Source organism: Brevibacterium sp. LS14 (assembly GCF_012027885.1).
Taxonomy (GTDB): Bacteria; Actinomycetota; Actinomycetes; order Actinomycetales; family Brevibacteriaceae; genus Brevibacterium; species Brevibacterium casei.
The window spans coordinates 1-1349 of sequence record NZ_SJXG01000006.1; the positions used below are offsets into that span (position 1 = coordinate 1).

A 1349-nucleotide genomic window follows, 5' to 3' on the forward strand; every position below is an offset into this window, starting at 1 on the left:
GCGGGGGCGGGGAGCACGCAGTCCTGCATTGATATGCACCCGCATCGGTCGGATCATCCCCGCGGGGGCGGGGAGCACATCCTGAGGACCCGGATGAGATCATTGGGGACAGGATCATCCCCGCGGGGGCGGGGAGCACCCAATTCCCGCATAAGTGCGAGCAACTGTGGGAGGATCATCCCCGCGGGGGCGGGGAGCACCCTCGCTCGGGTATGACGCGGAGTGGACGACTGGGATCATCCCCGCGGGGGCGGGGAGCACGACGGCATGACTCAGCTCGAGCTGCCTGCGGAGGGATCATCCCCGCGGGGGCGGGGAGCACTCCAAGCGCGCCGCCATGCCCCCGTTCGGGCGCGGATCATCCCCGCGGGGGCGGGGAGCACAGACATCCGGGTTCGAGTCCCGGAGCGGCACGCGGATCATCCCCGCGGGGGCGGGGAGCACCTGCCGGCGAGAAAGGTCTCATCATCCGCGTGCGGATCATCCCCGCGGGGGCGGGGAGCACGTCACCGGCATGTGCGCGTGAGTCTGGTAGACCGGATCATCCCCGCGGGGGCGGGGAGCACTATCTCAAGCTCGTGCGTGCCCTCCTCGACGAGGGATCATCCCCGCGGGGGCGGGGAGCACCGTATCGGTTTGGCGTACGAGGCAAACCGCTTCGGATCATCCCCGCGGGGGCGGGGAGCACACTTTCGACATGCGCAGGAAGCCGGTGATGTGCGGATCATCCCCGCGGGGGCGGGGAGCACACGACGGGACCGGCACCCAACCCTCTTCGGCCAGGATCATCCCCGCGGGGGCGGGGAGCACACGCCGAAGGCCGGGTGGATGTCCGCTGCGTGCGGATCATCCCCGCGGGGGCGGGGAGCACACTTGCTGATCAGCAAGAATCTAACACGTGCGGGATATCTGCAATGAGTTTCGCATTGCATACCGCGTATGGAGGTGTGGCCACGATCGGCACCCCCCTGCGGCGTGATTCAGGCAAACAACAAAGGGTGCGCCATCGAAGATTCACCCCCAAAGCCGAAGCCGCGCTCCCTGCAGATCCCGCGAGACGACAGCAAATCGTCAGCCGACTGTCTGCAAGCACCGCGGCGCACCCGGGAAGACGACGACTAACGTCTCCGGGGCGCCAAAGTATTAGTTTCTAGAGTGCCCAGTTCGCTGGAGCTCGAGCCCTCAATCCAGAGACCTCGGCCCAGATTCGACCCTTAGTGCCCGCGCTTGATCCATTCCTCGAGCGATGGTTTCTCCGCCTCGATCGACGTCGAGTCGCCGTGGCCGGTGAGGACGACGGTGGGATCGGGCAGGGTGAAGAGTCGGTCCCTGATCGATTCGATGATCGT

1 pseudogene and 1 CRISPR repeat array are annotated in these 1349 nt (G+C 66.9%); the pseudogene reads right to left on the bottom strand.

Features of this window, described 5'->3' with window-relative positions:
• Positions 1 to 50 precede the first annotated feature (50 nt).
• A CRISPR array of direct repeats spans positions 51 to 871; the repeat unit is 28 nt; unit sequence GGATCATCCCCGCGGGGGCGGGGAGCAC.
• A gap of 343 nt (positions 872 to 1214) precedes the next feature.
• A pseudogene (locus EZE58_RS17270) lies at positions 1215 to 1349 on the bottom strand (MBL fold metallo-hydrolase); the annotation flags it as partial.